Origin of the sequence: Rothia sp. HMSC08A08 (assembly GCF_001808385.1) — a bacterium.
Classification (GTDB): Bacteria; Actinomycetota; Actinomycetes; order Actinomycetales; family Micrococcaceae; genus Rothia; species Rothia dentocariosa.
Genome location: NZ_KV793057.1, coordinates 107195 through 122553 on the forward strand (window position 1 = coordinate 107195; position 15359 = coordinate 122553).

The 15359-nt window shown below is 50.4% G+C and carries 9 protein-coding genes and 1 riboswitch; of the genes, 3 read left to right on the plus strand and 6 right to left on the minus strand.

Annotation, left to right across the window (positions count from 1 at the left end; translation table 11 throughout):
- Positions 1-286: 286 nt before the first annotated feature.
- Both HMPREF3164_RS02435 and HMPREF3164_RS02440 read right to left on the minus strand, forming a co-directional pair.
- Positions 287-1651 carry a hypothetical protein gene (locus HMPREF3164_RS02435; RefSeq protein ID WP_048754325.1) on the minus strand — a complete coding sequence of 455 codons (1365 nt, stop codon included), beginning with the start codon at positions 1649-1651 and terminating at the stop codon, positions 287-289.
- 685 nt (positions 1652-2336) lie between these two features.
- Positions 2337-4943, minus strand: a complete 2607-nt coding sequence (locus HMPREF3164_RS02440) for a DEAD/DEAH box helicase (protein ID WP_070448654.1) — start codon at positions 4941-4943, stop codon at positions 2337-2339.
- A gap of 1186 nt (positions 4944-6129) precedes the next feature.
- Between HMPREF3164_RS02440 and HMPREF3164_RS02445 the strand changes: the two genes are divergently transcribed.
- The gene (locus HMPREF3164_RS02445; RefSeq protein WP_246822568.1) at positions 6130-7956 is read left to right on the plus strand and encodes an ABC transporter transmembrane domain-containing protein; all 1827 of its coding nucleotides are present in this window, start codon (positions 6130-6132) and stop codon (positions 7954-7956) included.
- Entirely contained in the window at positions 7949-9682 is a 1734-nt protein-coding gene (locus tag HMPREF3164_RS02450) for an ABC transporter ATP-binding protein (protein ID WP_070448658.1), read from the plus strand. The genes HMPREF3164_RS02445 and HMPREF3164_RS02450 overlap by 8 nt, the downstream gene beginning before the upstream one ends.
- 112 nt (positions 9683-9794) lie before the next feature.
- Here the strand turns inward: HMPREF3164_RS02450 and HMPREF3164_RS02455 are convergent, their stop codons facing one another.
- Positions 9795-10877, minus strand: a complete 1083-nt coding sequence (locus tag HMPREF3164_RS02455; RefSeq protein WP_246822569.1) for a hypothetical protein — start codon at positions 10875-10877, stop codon at positions 9795-9797.
- A gap of 52 nt (positions 10878-10929) precedes the next feature.
- Complete coding sequence (locus HMPREF3164_RS02460) at positions 10930-11694, minus strand: DUF6318 family protein (RefSeq protein ID WP_070448660.1); 765 nt, start codon at positions 11692-11694, stop codon at positions 10930-10932.
- A 198-nt stretch (positions 11695-11892) separates the two neighbouring features.
- Positions 11893-12017: riboswitch (TPP riboswitch) on the plus strand.
- 100 nt (positions 12018-12117) lie between these two features.
- Here HMPREF3164_RS02460 and HMPREF3164_RS02465 point away from each other — a divergent pair.
- A complete protein-coding gene (locus tag HMPREF3164_RS02465; RefSeq protein WP_048752255.1) occupies positions 12118-13761 on the plus strand; it encodes a bifunctional hydroxymethylpyrimidine kinase/phosphomethylpyrimidine kinase in 1644 nt (547 codons plus the stop codon).
- Between the two features lie 111 nt (positions 13762-13872).
- On the opposite strand, the gene HMPREF3164_RS02470 is transcribed toward HMPREF3164_RS02465, so the two are convergent.
- Complete coding sequence (locus HMPREF3164_RS02470) at positions 13873-14427, minus strand: NAD(P)H-dependent oxidoreductase (protein WP_246822570.1); 555 nt, start codon at positions 14425-14427, stop codon at positions 13873-13875.
- 247 nt (positions 14428-14674) lie between these two features.
- Positions 14675-15223 (minus strand): NAD(P)H-dependent oxidoreductase, encoded by a 549-nt coding sequence (locus HMPREF3164_RS02475; protein WP_070448661.1) that lies wholly within the window; start codon positions 15221-15223, stop codon positions 14675-14677.
- Between the last annotated feature and the right edge of the window lie 136 nt (positions 15224-15359).

Below are 15359 nucleotides of genomic sequence, written 5' to 3' on the forward strand. Positions count from 1 at the left end.
ATGTGTCATGTAGTGAATGAGGGAGCATGATGAAATGCATGAGAAGAGATTTTGATATAGGGAGCATCTAGAAATGATTTATTAGTAAAGTTATTTTTGATAAAATTTATGGCTTGCGATACACGCATGAAGTCAGATTCGAAATAGTATTGATGTAAAGTTTTACTTATTTGGGGTATATGAGATAAGGCTTTGCATGGTCAAAATTCTACACATGCAAAGCCTTATCTCTAGAGAGCACCGTAACGCGTAAGCATCATCATATGCTATTCGGCGTTGTCTTTACTTACTCACCTTTATTGTCTTTATTATCCGAGTTTTCTTTCTTGGGGTCCTCGTTGTTGGGGAGGCGGCACCAAGAAAGTTCTGCTACTGCGTTAATACGGCTCAAAGCAGTAGCCGGACGGGTGGCCAGATCCGGTAGGATCTGCCCTTCAAGGAGAGCATCGTCATGGGTTAGGTATGAACCGCCCGCACCCGCGCCGCCAGACACAGCGGCAGCACCAACAGGAGCCCAGCCGCCTCGGTCGTATTTAACCCAGCGCTGATCAGAAGCATAAGCACCTGCGGTTGTTACGGAGCCAGAGCCGCCCCCGCCGTAACCCCCGCCACCGGTTGAGGAGTGCACAAGCGCGCCCTGGTGCAGATATTTGTGGGTAAACTGACGGTTATCGACAAAGGCGCGACCAACTACGCTGCCACCACCTGTGCCGCCGTTATTGCCGAGGCTATTTCTGTCAAGGGTAGCGTCTTCACCCGATTTGCCAGCTACATCCTCGTAAAATACGTCGTTTTCATCGTTAGTTGCAAAAACAATGGAAGCATTGGAATCCATATTGCGCAGACCACCTGTTGCTGCGCCAGCACCACCCTTACCATTCTCTCCCGCAAAACCACCGTTTGCTCTTATGCTGGGACCAGGGAAGAACTTGTAGATCTCAGAGAATGAGCTGCCATTTGCGCCGTTTCCAGCGCCGCCGCTGCCGCCTTGGGCAGCTTCGGTTGTTTCAAGAACGAGAGGGAGAAACTCTTTGGGCTGGGGGCCGGACTGCATATCGTTCCATACGGTGTAGGAGTAGAACCTAGTTCCCGCTCCGCCACCTCCACCGGCGACGGCAATGAGTTTGTCATTGAGGAATACCGCAGATGCGCCACCGCCCGTAGGGCCGTAGTATTCCTCGGCAGTGTTGGGGCCTTCAAAGAATTTAACGGTGCGTGCGTCGGTCGTTTTGTAGGATGGTCCGTGTGAACCGCCGTTAGCCCAGCCCTTACCTGGTTCCGTTGGCTTATCGCGGTTATAGGCGCCGCCCCCAGCAAGAACAAACTTGAGAACGTCATTCTCCTTGACCGCAAGAGTCCCAGTAATGAGTGCGCCTCGGCCGCCGGAACCATGCATTGCAAGACCGCGGTAAGAGCCGCCCACACCGCCAGTAATGCGGAAAGTAACGGTTTCAACACCAGCAGGAATGGTGAAAGCTTCTAGGGTAGATGACCCATCATTAGTGAGGTTCTGGTTAACCGGGACAGAAATGTCGGGAACGCATTTTTCGCGGGATGATGCGTATACAGGAACGGCGGAGCTGGCGATAACAATGGGGGTTGCCCATGTGGTGCCCTGAATAACACGACGTCTAGAAATTGAGCTTGCCACGTATGATAATCCTAAATGTCTGAGATGTAGTGATACTGTCTTTCCCTGTTTGCCTATCAGAGCAAATTCCGGGATGCGTTACTGAGCACAACAGACGCAAAGAATTACATAGGCGAACCTTAATCTGTAATCAACAATATATGTCAGGTATAAGTATATACTTGGCAGAATATATGCTGATATTAAGGTTAGATTCTTGTTATCTGTGTGTTTTGAATCGTAACTGTATCTATAGTTTACGTGGTTGAAGATTGTAGTGGTCGGAAATGCAGAGAGATTTTGGTAGTGCACTTCCATAAAATTTGTTTCAGATCACAAAAAATTTAAGATTTATAGAAGTTTTTGTGATGTAAGATACTAAATATTCTAGAAATTTAGGCACTTTGGCGGAAATTTGTGATTTGTGACATATTTTTCTAAGTAAAGAAACTATTCTTCATATTTGGAAAATGAGCGTGTTCGATAAACGCGGTATGTGGACTATAAGTACATCAAACTACGCAAGCTATTTGCAATGTATGACGGCGCAAAATGATGTGGAAGAGGATAATTTTATAGACGCGGGGGGGCAATCCTACTCTCGATAGTTTAAGGCTATGCGAACTCTATTAGCACTGGAATCGTTTTATTGGATTATGAAATGTTTAAACAATGCATTGAAAGTACGCAGCTGATCGCACATATTTTAGAATTCACCCACACTTAGGATCTTCAGAACTGGGTAACCAGCATCATCGGAGGCAGCAAGAGTTACCTCCGCCCGAATACCCCAGTCGAAGTTGTCCTCAGGATCAGCAAAGGTCTGCTGTACTTTCCATACGCCAGGATGTTCCCGCACATCATCGTCAATTTGAACGAGCTTAGGGGAGCGAGCCTCAGCATCCGTATAGATATCGTCGTAGGCATCAAAATAGTCATCCATCGCATCCGCCCAAGCGTCAGCATCCCATCCTGAGGCCTCATCTAGTTCCCCAAGTATGTTCTCTCGCTCATCGGCGAAAAGCTCCACACGGCGGAAGAGAGCATTGCGTACCATCACCCGGAACGCGCGTACATTCTTCGTGACGGCTGGGGGAGTATCATCCTTAATCTCGGCGGCGGCACGATCGGCTGCCAAGGATGCAGTGTCCTCGCCAGCGGCAAGTTTCTCCCACTCGTCCACCAGCGATGAGTCGGTTTGGCGCACTAGTTCACCCAGCCACTCGATAATCTCCGCAAGATCATCGTTGACGGCCGACTCGGGTACCGTTTGCCGCAGCGCCTTATACGCATCTGAAAGGTAACGTAACAGCACGCCCTCACCACGTTCTAACGCATAGTACTGCACAAAGTCGTTGAAGCCCATAGCGCGCTCGTACATATCACGCACCACAGATTTTGGATGCGGCTCAAAGCGTGCCACCCAGGGTGCCGACTGCTGATACGTAGTGTATGCCTGCTCGATTAACTCAGTGAGAGGCTGAGGGTAGGTTACCTGATCGAGCTCATACATACGCTCGTTATACTCCACACCGTCTGCCTTCAGCTGCGCTGAAAGCTCGTTCTTAACCTTACGCTCCTGTGCATATAGCACCAGGTGAGGCGGTTCCAAAGTTGCCTCAATCAGCGAAAGAACATCTAAAGCATAGTTGGGAGAATCAGGATCCAAAAGTTCAATGGCTGCCACCGCGAATGCCGAAAGTGGCTGATTTAAAGCAAAGTTATCCTGTAAATCTTCGGTAAGCCGCAGGTATGAGCCATGCTCATCTGGGGTATCTGTGCGCTCAATAACCCTGCCGGTCAGTAGTTCCTTATAGATACTGACGGCTTTACGCAAAAGTTCCCGGCGACGCTGCGGAGGCTCGTGATTCTCCTGAAGAATGCGATAGGCTGCGACCACCGGGTTCTGAGGGCGCTGCATCAGGTTCAAAAGCATTGAGTGGGTAATATCGAACGAAGAGGTCAACGGCTCAGGCTCTGCCGCGACCAGCTGATCGAAGGTCTTCTCTGACCAACCCACAAAACCTTCCGGCGCTTTCTTGCGTTTAGACGACAGTGACTGATTAATCTTCTTTGTATCGTCACCGAACTTCGCCTGTGCTTTGGCCAATAGGCGCGCATTTTCTATATCGTGTTCGGGCGCCTGCACCACTACGGTACCAGCGGTATCAAAACCAGCTCGACCGGCACGTCCCGCGATTTGGTGAAATTCACGTGCGCGCAGGCGACGGTTCTTCGACCCATCAAACTTCGACAAGGCCGTGATAAGTACAGTGCGAATAGGCACGTTAATGCCTACGCCCAAGGTATCGGTACCGCAAATAACCTTTAACAACCCAGCCTGCGCAAGCCTCTCCACAAGACGACGATATTTAGGGAGCATTCCCGCATGGTGAATACCGATACCAGCCCGCACCAGTTTATTCAGCGCCTTGCCGAAACCCGGGCCAAACCTGAACTTCGCAATAAGCTGCGCGATCTGCTCTTTCTCCTCCTTTGAAGCAATAGCTACCGACAGCAGCGCGTTTGCCTGTTCCAGGGCGGCCTTCTGCGAAAAATGAACAATGTAGACGGGGGCTTGCTTAGTCTGCACAAGCTCCTGAACCGCTTCCTGAATGGGGTCGGTTGAGTAGTAGAAATGAAGCGGAATTGGACGTTCACTACTGGCAACCAGCACGCTTTCGCGGCCGGTGAGCGTCGTCATCTCTTCCTGGAAGCGCGTGGTGTCGCCTAGGGTCGCGCTCATGAGCAAGAATTGCGCCTGTGGAAGCTCTAAAAGCGGCAGCTGCCATGCCCAGCCGCGTTGTGGGTCAGAGTAGAAATGGAACTCATCCATAATGACTTGGCAGACATCCGCAGACTTACCCTCGCGCAGAGTAATATTCGCCAGGATCTCGGCGGTACAACAGATAATGGGGGCATCCGCGTTAATAGCCGAATCCCCGGTAATCATACCGACATTTTCGGCACCAAAAATCTCGATAAGATCAAAGAACTTCTCGGAAACAAGCGCTTTGATGGGTGCGGTGTAGTAGGAACGCTGCCCAGTCGCCAAACCGGTAAAATGCGCCGCCACCGCCACTGTAGATTTACCCGATCCTGTAGGGGTAGCCAGCACCACGTTATTCCCCGCCGCAATTTCCAAGACAGCTTCATCTTGAGCTGGGTAAAGTGTCATGCCTCGGCTGGAGATCCACCCGATGAACGCCTCATAGATTTCATCCGGGGTGAGCGGATTGCCAGTATAGTCGCGCCGGTTGTAACCGCCGGGATTCTCCGCGAGTTTGAGGGAAAGGTATTCAAGAATGCTCATGGTGCTTCAAGTTTACCGAGTCTAGGGGCAGAGAATTAGCAGAACCCGTCAAAATCAGCGATGCGCACAATATTGGGTAACTATTGCGTTGCGCAAGATATACACGCCGCAGGAAACTTAGGTTATGGTCATTTTTTACGCTAGCAGAAACCCCTCTGACTGTTAGACTTGCGTATAGCGAAGTGCGGTTAGTTTCCCTTCTGATAAGGAGTACGCAATATAGCATGAGAATATCCTTAAAGGACACACAAATAGCGGGATACTGGGCGACCGCAAGGAAAAATACTCTTGATGATTGTGTGTCAGAACTTCACCATTTTATGACCTCGTTTGAGTCATTGTACCCGGGTGGACACTAGCGTATCATGCGTGAAGCTCCTCAGCGGCTAGGGGCCAATGTTGAAAATTCTACTCCCGGACTGACTGATCTGCTACTGGGCCAGCTAGAGGGCGCAAAAACTCCAGACGCAGACGCCTCATTTGGGTACTACTTTAACCTGGAATATCTAGGGCCGCTCCCAATAATTGTCCAAGGATGCGTAGGAATACAAAACGACAATAAGAATTTTAAAAACTATGTCCTTATCAAATTTTGGCGGAGCCCCGAAGTGCCAGAATCTTCAAAGGGAGAACTCACTCTTGAAGCCGGCCACCAACTGCTAGAAACAATTATTCGTTGTTGGTCACCGCACTTAGCCACATGGACGACAACCACTTGGTTACGTGCTGTACCGAAAAGAGAAGCGTATACACCATCTCTAGGATAGAAAACCTATTTCAGCGAACCAGCAGTATGCGAACTAATCAGCGACTTAGGAAAACCCCTGTATCAGGGAATACTTCTTGAAACCTCATCGGATATTCACGATGTCACCCCGGAGAAAATTGTGGCGCTTGCGCAAGAACTATCGAACCGTGGAGTAGAGAATGTACTCTACCGCGGCACATGAACGTATTGAATCAGCATCTTGAGTCTTCGCGCCAAAAATTACTGCGTGACATCCCATGCTGTGTATGTTTCATCTAGATTGTCTACAAAACTATCGTAGCTAGTTTTCTGTAGGCCCTCGTGAAAATAAGCGGTACAGTAGAAAACTATAAAATCTGCAATGCAACATGTCACATATATAAGGTAAATGTGTTAGCCTCAATATTTAATGAAATAGAGGGTATAAGCGAGGCACATATGGCGAACGTGGATGAGCAGCATCACCAAAGAAGTACAGAAGAAGCTCCCACTAGTACAAAGACGACACAGCACCAGCAGAAAAATCCTACACAGTCCTCACAAACTCCCAAGGTAGGTATTTCTGACGATGACCTAAAAAATCGGGTATCTTTACGTGTGAGTGCCCCCGGTTATACATATCCCTGGTACCGTTGGGTTATCCCCATGCTTGGCGAAACTACTGCGGGTATAGGCGCTATCGGCATTCCCGTTGTCGTGGGCACTTTTATCAACCGCCAAATCGCAGGACACACGGCTGATGCCTGGCTGCTGTTTTGGGTCGTTGTCGTCTCCATCGGGTTTATCGCGCTCAACGAATACTTTGGGTGGGGCGCATCCATGAAATTTGGTGCCGAGCTAGACCGCGACTGGCGCACCTATATTAACGCCCTGCTCAACCGCGCAGCGCATAAGAACAATGCGGGTGAGATGGTTACCGTTATGAGCAAAGACGTGCGCCGTATCAGCGCAGTATTCTTCTCAATCCCTCTCTTCACCAACGCCATGATTATCGCAACTTTAGGCGCTATACAGTTGTGGCTCATTAGTCCGCTCACTGCTGCGGTGACTCTTACCGGAACAGCCTTAGTGATATGGGTTCTGGCGAAATACTCCACCTTCATGGAAAGTAAAGTGGGCGTATACCGCGCGAAAGATGGTGAAAATTCTTCGCGTGCCTCAGATATAGCAACGGGACTACGCACCATCACGGGACTGGGCGCTGAACAGCAAATGCGCGAGCGCTATCACCAGGGAGCAGATGATGTTTTCGATGCTCTCATGGAATATGAGAAAACTCATCGCTGGATGTTCCTTATCCGCGTATTCCTCAGCGGAACAGTCACCCTGCTTGGTATTGGTTTCGCGCTGACGGGACATGTTGAGAACGGACGCTGGGTACCTGATGTTCCAGCTGCTTCCCTAGTAACGGTTGCTTCTATTATCGCCATGATGGGTGGGCCCGTCTGGATTTCACAAAACTTTCTCACCGAATGGCGTTACGCCAAGGTGGGGCTGGCTAAAGTTGCTCGGCTTGAAGGGTACGCCGGGGTACGTCAAGGTGTGCTCAAAGAACCGCGAACAGATACCGAACTTGAAGCATATGTGAGCCATGAGAAAGAACACGATATGCCGGTCGTCGATATCCCGCAGGTTCCCGCAAAGGCAAGCAACACGCGCATCGTATACATCAATCCTCGGCATTGGCAGCTGACTGCTCAAGAGTATGCAGAATCGCTTGTCGAACATGTGCGTGCGCTCGCTGCCGAAAAACTGCCGGATAAACAGCGAATTCTACTAAGTGAGCCTAACCCTATGATTTTCGCCGGAACTCTGCGGAATCACCTACGTCTGGGCACCGTACCGCCCGAAGATACTGTGGCTGCGCAAGCGAAAGATGAAGCTCTCCTTCAGATAACAGACTCTAGCGAAATTGCTTACCGTTTGGGTGGGCGAAATCCAGATGAATATTTTGAAGCGCTGATCACTAGCGAAGGGGCTAACCTGTCGGGCGGACAACGCCAACGTTTAGCTCTCGCACGTGCGCTCGCTCAGGACACCCAAATACTCATTTTGACTGAGCCCCTTAATTCTGTGGACGAGCCAAGCCAGAAATATATTTACGACAGACTTGAGGAATGCGTGGGCACGCCTACAGCGCCAGAGCTCTATCCTGGGCTGCTTGCGAGTTTTGAGACTATTTACGTTATTTCGACAACTGCAGAAGTATCTCGGCGTATTGCGCGAGATAACAATATCGAAACCCAGAGGGTAAATCATGTCTAAGTTACCAACCGAACCATCCCGTGTGGTTGTGCAGAAAATGGGTTCCTATATTGTGCGTTATAGAGGGCGTGCGTTCTTCACTTTTATGGTTTATGTGTTGAGCAGCGTCATGGGCGCGGTAGTGCCTCTGCAGATTGGTGCAACTGTTGACGACGTTGTGGCTGGTAAGTATGCGCAATTTCCGTGGAAACCTGTATTGATCATTCTTGCCGCTACTGTTGCTCAAGCCATCGTGATGCTTTTGGCTATGTACAGCGCCGCCCGTCTTGGCGCCCTCGTAACACGCCAAGCAAGTATAGATACCATCGATGCAACTCTAGATCTTGATGCGCGAACCGTCGAGGAATCCGGCAGCGGTGACCTGCTCACACGAGTGACTGATGACCTGTCTTCAGCCTCGAACGCCGTCAGCTTTGACCTGCTCGAAATTCTTTTTGTGATTCTGTATTTCGTAGTTTCTATGGTTTCACTTGCCGCACTCAGCGTACCTCTGAGCGTTATCTTCTTGCCTATGATTATCGGCTTGGGCGTGTTGATGGGATATTTTCTGCCGCGTCTTGCCCGTGAAAATCAGAGCGTGCAGGAGATTACGAGCGAGCTTAATAGCGTGCTGACCGAGAACGTCCGGGGCGCATCCACCATTCGTGAACTTGGGGTGCATGATGCTCGCAACGAAACATTCGAGGCTGATAACGATCGGCGTTATCGGGCTACACTCAAGATGGTGCGTATACGCCAGAATTATTACACGCTTGATGCTCTGAATGCGTGGTTCCCTACCGTTATCTGCTTGCTCTGGGGGTCCTTCTGCGTCATGCAAGGGTGGGCAACCTGGGGTGCCTTGGCGACTGCATCCATTATGGTTTTCAGCTTGAGAACTATGGCGGATATTTTGGGGCATCACGTGGGCAATATACGCATAATGCTGGTTAATATGGGGCGCGTGTTCGGGATTATTAATCTGGCGCAAGTGCAGCGTGCTCGGCGCAAAGATATTCGTAGAGCACAACATCATGAAACTTTGGGGAATACCACACATGTAATCGAGTGCTCCCATGTGTCGTACGGTTATTCTTCAGATGCGCTTGTACTGACTGATATTAATCTAAAGATTGCGCCTGGGGAGTGCTTAGCGTTAGTTGGGCGTTCTGGCTCTGGAAAAACCACGCTTGCAAGGCTCATCGGCGGTTCCTTGAGTGCGCTTGACGGTACAATCCGTGTGCTGGGAAAACCAGTTGGCAATGGGGAATTTCCAACTGACAAGTACGAAGATGGTAGGCCGCGACTACTGGTTTGTACCCAAGAAGCACATATTTTCTTTGGTACCGTTATTGATAATTTCACCGCTGTAGTACCAGAAGCCACCGAGAAACAGATCGGTGAAGCTCTGGATGCTGTTAGCGCTCGTTGGTGGCGTGAGCTTCCCCAAGGGTTGAAGACGCGTATCGGTACGGGAGAGCACGAACTCACCCGTGACCAGATTCAGCAGCTTGCTTTAGCGCGCATCGTCGCGGCAAACCCTCACGCGGTGATTCTTGATGAATCGACCACCCAGCTTGAGCTTGTGGACGCGACCGAATCATTACAGGCCGTGCTCGCGAATCGTGCTGTGTTGATTATCTCGCACGATGCGCGTATCGCATCCCTGGCAGACCGCGCCGTTTTGCTTCAGGAAGGCATGATTACCGCTGAGGGCACGCCCGCTGAGATTTTCGCTCTGACCTAGAAGATGATAGTCAAGAACCGTACACTCTCTGTCCTTCTCGTAGATGGGCACAACGGCACGATAGAGAAGAAAAGTGTACGACGCTCGGACAGGTTATAGAATTGGTTGGGATTTATTTTTTCTTATGGAGCCGCCATTCGGTATCGCCTGCTCCCGAGTCATCGCGATGCCAATGCTGCCCTGTCACCGGGTCAGGCTGCGTTAACTTTGGATTCGGATTATTCCGATCGGGCTCATCCGGATGTGCTGGGCATCCTCGAGCACCAGGGTCTTCGTGGCAGGTTTTACCTACAGAATGCACCTCGGTATCCCACACGCGTACTAGAGTGGGATCACTGCGAACCGTAAGCGAACCAACAATATTCCAGTCCCCACCTTTGAGACGGTACCGACCCTGATAGGTGACAGTAACGTAAGCATGATAGTTGCCGGATTCTTTGAAAGCATAGCTGGTGTCGGTGGGTTTAAAGTTACGTTTGCTCTTGTCCCAGACAGAGCCTTGCGCGGTTCCTGAATCCCGCGTTGTGTACACAGGGTCGCCGGCACCGTACTCATAGGTATAGGCAACGGGAACAGCTTCTATCGTGACTTCTTCATCGAGGATAGTAGTATCACGTGCTTCGGTTTTAACACCGGTCACATAGAAGTTTGTGTTGATCCCGGTATTGACGTGGGGCTCATGCCCGTCGAAATGTAGTGCGGGTTTTGTGGTGGTAAGTTCGGCGAGTTGCTCCCGAACCTGGTGCTCTATCTTTTGGGTGCGAACTTGGGCGTTATCGGCAGTAGGTTCGTTTTCAGGTGTGTTTTGGTCTGCAGGATCGTTGGGAACGCACGCTATACCGCCGTTTCCTGACTGAACGACACCGTATTGTTTATAGTTGCCTGAATCGTCAATGGGTAGGGGCACACGGGCTACTTTACCGGGTTTCCCTTGGTAGATACAGGGCGCATCTTTAGAAGCATTGCCATTGTAGACATCGAAGGTATTTCCTACACTACTCACGGTTGCGGGAGCGTTAGAGCCTGTATCAGGTGTAACTATGGGTGCTTCTTGGCTCTGATATCTGTTAAATTCAGATTGCTCATATTCATTAGGTCCTTGCTGGTCAGGTTTATTGGATGAAGAAGACCGCCCAATGACTGTTATTTTTCCTCCTTTAGCATCGCCAGAATAATCAGTAGCGAAGGCAGACATAGATAGTGTTGGACAGAGAAAGAGCAACGTTGTGACGCAGAAGATGTATTTCTTATTTGACATTGACATCAAGTTTCTCTGTACCAGCAAATGACCAATGGCCATTACTTGTCTGGAATACAACACCAAACTCAAGAATATTGTCGTTTTCTTGAGAAGCGGGGAATGAGAACGTTTTGTACTGCTCGTTATCTAAGATAACGTAATCATTCGAAATTATTCTGCCAACAATGAGGTACACATGATCGCTGGGCGAACGTAAAGTTGAGGGATCGGCGACAATCTTGCGAGTGCCTCCTACGACCCAGCCTCCCTTATCGTACAGACGCTGCATATGGTTACAGAATTTTTCAACTTCTTTGTACCCTGCGGCAGTGTAATCTGCGTAAGTTTGTACATCTCCGGTTTGGGTAGCGTAGTTTCCTAAAGCATTCCAATAATCGATGAAGTGCATAAGCGCCTCCGGTGTCTCAATCCCAATATCTTCGGGCTTTTTGGGCTTGGGGACGTTCTGCGCGGGTCCTTTTTCGTCTGCAGGACGGTACTCACCTTTGGGCGCTTCAGAGCCACCAGAATAACCCTTAGTGAAGGTCGGATGCGCCTGTGCCTCAGGTGAGGCAGATTCGGTACCATGTGGGCTGGAGCGACCGTCTGTAGTGTTGGATGCTTCGGCACGAGCAGGTGCCGTCTCATGTGCTTGCTCTCCGCAAGCGGTCAGGAACTCAGTAACGCAGATCCCCGATGCGAAGGCTATCAAGGCACGACGGTTGAGGACTTTTTGAGGCACACTATTGTGCCTAAGGGCAGGAATGCTCATCAGTGAACTTTCGTGGTTGGGTGAATATACAGCAGGCCGCAGGGGAGCGCGACCCTTTTCAACAGTACTGTTACATGTCAAGAATAAGAAATATTACTTTATAAGAGTTTGAAAATTACCAAAACTTAGAGATATGTGCACGGCAATGACACATAAAGTCCGTGAACCTATTGAGCCCAACAGCATATGCTACAGTGAAAACGCGATATGGGGTGCTCCATTTTGTAACGGATACACAGCACGGCGCTGTTGTCTGGAGCTGAGATATACCCATTGAACCTGCTCTAGTTAGAACTAGCGAAGGGATATCGAACCGTGGCAGAGCAGCCTTAACCTTCTTTCTGAAACACCCGATTCATCATTATCTAGATAGCGTGGTGCGTTTGCAGCGATGCCACGCCCATCCCAAGGAGACTTATAGCTATGACGCTATTAAACACATCTACGCCTCGTGTGCTTTCCATTGCCGGAACCGACCCTACAGGCGGTGCTGGAATCCAGGCTGATCTCAAGTCTATTGCCGCAAGCGGTGGTTACGGTATGTGCGCCACAACCGCGCTTGTCGCACAGAATACACAAGGGGTTCGCAGCATTTTTGCTCCACCTACCGAGTTTTTACAGGAACAGCTTGCGGCAGTTTTCGACGATGTGACTGTGGATGCCGTTAAAATTGGTATGCTCGGCGATGTTGAAACTATCACCACCGTCAAGACCTGGCTTGCAGAACATCCGGTACCAGTGGTGGTACTTGATCCGGTGATGGTTGCCTCCAGCGGCGATCGCCTGATTAGTCAAGACGCTGAGCAGGCACTGCGCGAATTGGTGGCGCAGGCAGATGTTATCACTCCGAATATCGCCGAACTCGCGGTGCTTTGTGAGAGCAACCCTGCCCAGACTTTGAAGGAGGCGCATCACCAGGCGGCTCAGCTCGCGGGGAGCACTGGCACGACCGTGATTGTTAAGGGCGGTCACCTGACGGGGGAGGACGCTGGAAACTCGGCTGTTTTCCCTAATGGAACTCATACACATGTGGCTACCACTCGCGTCCAGACAAAGAATACCCACGGTACCGGGTGCTCACTCTCATCAAGTCTTGCTACCCGCCTTGGACTTGCTCTTGTGAATGGCAATAATGAGCTGAGTGTACGAGTACTCACGAACGCGCTGGCTTGGAGCACCCGGTGGCTCAACGAGGCTATTATCGCGGGTGAGGAACTGCACGTGGGCAGCGGGCAGGGTCACGGACCGGTCGATCATCAGGCACGTGCTCGCCGTTTGGAACATGCAGCCGATACGAAACCGTGGGAGCACTTATACGCTGATAAAAATCTTACGGGCGAGAGCCCCAAGAATTTGGTGAAACCTGCGCAGCGGAAATCCCCAGAGTCGAAGGTAGCCCCGGCGGGTCCGTGGACTGCCGCCCTGTGGCAAGCTACCGGTGATATTTGGTGTGACATTCTCGATTTGCCCTTTATTCGCGGGCTGGGCGACGGCACGCTTGACGAGGATTTATTCGGCTTCTATTTAGACCAAGATGCGCAGTACCTTGCCCAGTATTCTCGCGCCTTAGCTACTCTTTCGGCACGTGCCACCTCACCGCAAGGTCAGGTGCATTGGGCTGCGGGTGCCCAGGCGGCAATTGTTGAGGAATCGCTTTTGCACGATGAATGGTTGGCGGCGCATCCCGCTATTCCTGCGGAGCAGGGGGGTATTCGGCGTGGTGCACCTTCGGCAGTGACAATGGGGTACACGAACTTTTTACGTGCTACTGCTGCTGGCGAGGATTATGTGGTGGGCGCAGCTGCGGCGCTTCCATGCTACTGGCTGTACCTTGAGATCGGTTACCGGCTCTTGGAGAAAACCCACGAGGAACATCCGTACAATGCCTGGATTTCGGTGTATGGCAGCGAAGAGTTTGCTGCAGATGTGCGCCGCTGCGTGGCGGTTGTTGAGGAAGCATTTGAGCAGGCTTCCCCCAGTCAGCGTGTTGCCGCCGCGCAGGCATATATGAGCGCATGCCTATATGAACGTGACTTTTTCGACCAGGCTCATAGAGCGTTGCGGTAAACTCACACCGTCCGGCCCCACGCGAAAAAGTAAAAAAGGCTCTTTATCCATATAAAGCGTATTTTTCACCGCTTGATTCGGATAAAGAGCCTTTTTAGCACGTAGAAGGGACTATGCCCCCAGAGCCTCCAGACGCTCAATGAGACGCTTGCCGTGATCCTCACCGATGGCGCGAGCAACAGCGGGGTTATCGGGGTCGCCAGTGGTGCCGTAGCTGTATAGTGGCTCCTCAAGAGGCATACCGGTAAACGCTGCAGTGTTCTCAAACTCGGTCAACGTGGCAGATACGTCGCGTGGCAGCATGGTGCGGTAGACATCTTCAATAGCGCCAGCGGTTGCAGAGATCAGAAGCTTCTTACCCTGCAAAGCGGTGCCGTTTTCTCCATACGCGAAGCCGTACTCGAAAACGTCGTCAATCCACTGCTTCAGCAGAGAAGAAATTGAATACCACATCACCGGGAACTGCAGAACGATGACGTCTGCTTCCACAAGTGCCTTCTGCTCAGCAGGTACGTCAAACTTACCGTTTACACGCAGCTTGTCGAGCTCACGAATCTTGACGTTATCGCCGAACCGTGCCCGCACGGCATCAAGAATAGCCTTGTTAGCGTTAGAAGTCGTAAGGTCAGGGTGCCCCGAAATAATCAGGATATTAGACATAGTCATCCAATCTAGTAAACATCAGAATCATGAGCTTGTGAGTGCTGATTCAAGTATAAGCTCAAGTTTGCCACCTTCGTATATTAGCACGCTATTCTCTATGTCTGCCTGTGAACATTATGCCGAATCTAATACATACTGCTAACAAGCTTTTAGTTTTCCAGAAGGTGTACGATGCACAACATTACCCATAAAATGCATGATAAATACCTAATGCGATGGAGCCGAAAAAGAAAATAGCAACCGCAATATACTAAGCCCGCAAGGATTCTAACCTAGCGATGAGCTTGGTGCCATGATTCTCACCAATAGCCCGTACCGCTGCGGTATTCCCCGGATCGCTTGATGCGCCGTAGCTGAAAATAGGTTCTTCCAACTCCATACCCGTGAAAGCGGCAGTATTCCCAAAATCGGCGTATGTGGTTGTGAGCTCATACGGCAAAGCATCACGGTACATATTCTCGGGAGCTCCCGCAGTCGCAGAAATCAAGAGCTTCTTACCGCGCAGCGCCGTGCCTTGCGAACCGTATACGAAGCCGTACTCGAAAACGTCATCAATCCACTGTTTCAGCAAGCCCGGCACCGAATACCAGTACACAGGGAACTGAAGCACCACGATATCTGCTTCCGCGAGTGCCTTCTGCTCGGCTGAGACATCGAATTTACCATTCACGTACAGTTTGTCGAGTTCACGCATGTTTATCGCATCGCCAAAATGGTTTTTTACGGCATCAAGAACCGTCTTATTTGCGGTGGAATCTGGCAGGTTCGGGTGACCTGAAATAACAAGAATCTTTGACATGATAAATCCAATCTGTGTGCGATAAACAGGAAAGTTAGGAATCCAATATATCGAGCCTCAAGTAGAGCTGCTAGGTTCCTTGCTTATTTTCATGATTTCTACGCCCTGAGGTGAATAGGTTAAAGAAATATCCGGA

Bases quoted from the DNA above. Each gene is read 5' to 3' on its own strand.
- HMPREF3164_RS02440 (WP_070448654.1), bottom strand. From the start codon at position 4,943: ATGAGCATTCTTGAATACCTTTCCCTCAAACTCGCGGAGAATCCCGGC.
- HMPREF3164_RS02445 (WP_246822568.1), top strand. From the start codon at position 6,130: ATGGCGAACGTGGATGAGCAGCATCACCAAAGAAGTACAGAAGAAGCT.
- HMPREF3164_RS02450 (WP_070448658.1), top strand. From the start codon at position 7,949: ATGTCTAAGTTACCAACCGAACCATCCCGTGTGGTTGTGCAGAAAATG.
- HMPREF3164_RS02455 (WP_246822569.1), bottom strand. From the start codon at position 10,877: ATGTCTGCCTTCGCTACTGATTATTCTGGCGATGCTAAAGGAGGAAAA.
- HMPREF3164_RS02460 (WP_070448660.1), bottom strand. From the start codon at position 11,694: ATGAGCATTCCTGCCCTTAGGCACAATAGTGTGCCTCAAAAAGTCCTC.
- HMPREF3164_RS02465 (WP_048752255.1), top strand. From the start codon at position 12,118: ATGACGCTATTAAACACATCTACGCCTCGTGTGCTTTCCATTGCCGGA.
- HMPREF3164_RS02470 (WP_246822570.1), bottom strand. From the start codon at position 14,427: ATGACTATGTCTAATATCCTGATTATTTCGGGGCACCCTGACCTTACG.
- HMPREF3164_RS02475 (WP_070448661.1), bottom strand. From the start codon at position 15,223: ATGTCAAAGATTCTTGTTATTTCAGGTCACCCGAACCTGCCAGATTCC.